Source organism: Actinosynnema sp. NPDC050801 (genome assembly GCF_040673975.1).
GTDB lineage: Bacteria > Actinomycetota > Actinomycetes > Mycobacteriales > Pseudonocardiaceae > Actinosynnema.
On the sequence record NZ_JBFAQZ010000060.1, the window covers coordinates 1 to 1,503 of the forward strand.

Here is a 1,503-nt window from a genome sequence, read left to right on the forward strand (position 1 = left end):
GGTTGATCGGGTAGGTTGTGCGTCCTGGAGGTGCTGGATGCCACGGCCTGGGCAGGTCAAGCCTGAGACAGATGCGCGGTTGTCGGATCGGATCGCGATCGGGTTGTTGACCAGGTCGTTCCCGCCGGAGTTGGTGGATCGGGTGATCGCCGAGGCCGGGCGGGAGGGGCAGCGTGACCGGCTGTTGCCGCCGCGGGTGGTGGTCTATTTCGTGTTGGCGATGTGCTTGTTCTCCGGTCAGGGTTATGAAGAGGTGGCCCGGTTGTTGACCGAGGGTCTGTCGTGGGCGGCGCGGTGGTCGCGGCCGTGGCGGGTGCCGACCACGGCGGCGATCTCCCGGGCCCGGGTCAAGCTGGGCCCGGCGCCGTTGAAGGCGTTGTTCGAGCAGGTCGCGAAGCCGTTGGCGGAGCCGACGACGCGTGGTTCGTGGTATCGGTCCTGGCGGGTGTTGGCCGTCGACGGCACGACCTTCGACGCGCCCGACACTCCGGAGAACGTGGAGCGGTTCGGCCGACCGGGCAGTGGACGTGCGGCCGCGCGAGGTGATCGGGCGGCGTTTCCGCAGGTGCGGGTGGTGGCTGTGGCCGAGTGTGGCACCCATGCCATCGTCGCGGCCACCCTGGGCCCGATCACCAAGGCCGAGGCCACCCTCGCCCAGGACCTGCTCCCCGGCCTGGGCCGGGGTGAGCTGCTGATCGCGGACCGCGGGTTCGCCGGGCTGCCGTTGTGGCGGGCCGCCTGCGCGAACGGAGCCGATCTGTTGTGGCGGGTGCGGGCGAACATCGTGCTGCCCGTGCGCGAGGAGCTGCCGGACGGGTCGTACCTGTCCGAGATCGTGGCCACCGAGGACCACTACCGCCGCGCCGATCCGGTAACGGTGCGGGTGGTGGAGTACACACTGGACGATCCCGCCCGCCCCGCCGACGACGCGCCCTATCGGTTGATCACCACGATCCTGGACCACCGCAAGGCCCCGGCGAAGGAGTTGGCGGCGTTGTACTGCCAACGCTGGGAGATCGAGACCGCGCTGGACGAGCTCAAGACCCACCAACGCGGTCCCGGGCAGGTGCTGCGGTCCCGCTCGCCCGACGGGGTCGAGCAGGAGGTCTGGGCGCACCTGTTGGTGCACCACGCGATCCGGTCGCTGATGCACACCGCCGCCACCGACGCCGGTCTCGACCCCGACCGGCTCTCGTTCATCCGCACCCTGCGCCTGGCCCGCCGCCAGACCACCGCCCAGGCCGCGTTTTCCCCCTGACCGATTAGCCCGGGCCCTGCTCGACGGGGTCCGCGAGATCCTGGCCCGACTCCTGCCGCAACGGCGACTCCGCAGCAACCCCCGCGTGGTCAAACGCAAGATGTCCAACTACAAACTCAAACGCACCCGGCACCGGACCTGGCCACAACCCACCCGCGACCCCGCCGAGACAGTCCGGATCGCACCGCACTACCGCACCGCCTCCGCCAACAAACAGCGCAAACCACTCTAAGTCACCGGTATTG

Annotated in this window: 1 protein-coding gene; it reads left to right on the top strand. The window is 69.8% G+C overall.

Features of this window, described 5'->3' with window-relative positions:
• Positions 1-37: 37 nt before the first annotated feature.
• Complete coding sequence (locus AB0K14_RS40840; RefSeq protein ID WP_360466779.1) at positions 38-1,258, top strand: IS4 family transposase; 1,221 nt, start codon at positions 38-40, stop codon at positions 1,256-1,258.
• Positions 1,259-1,503 lie beyond the last annotated feature (245 nt).

What these genes read in the sequence shown, in the direction of transcription:
- AB0K14_RS40840 (WP_360466779.1), top strand. Translation starts at nt 38, where the DNA reads ATGCCACGGCCTGGGCAGGTCAAGCCTGAGACAGATGCGCGGTTGTCG.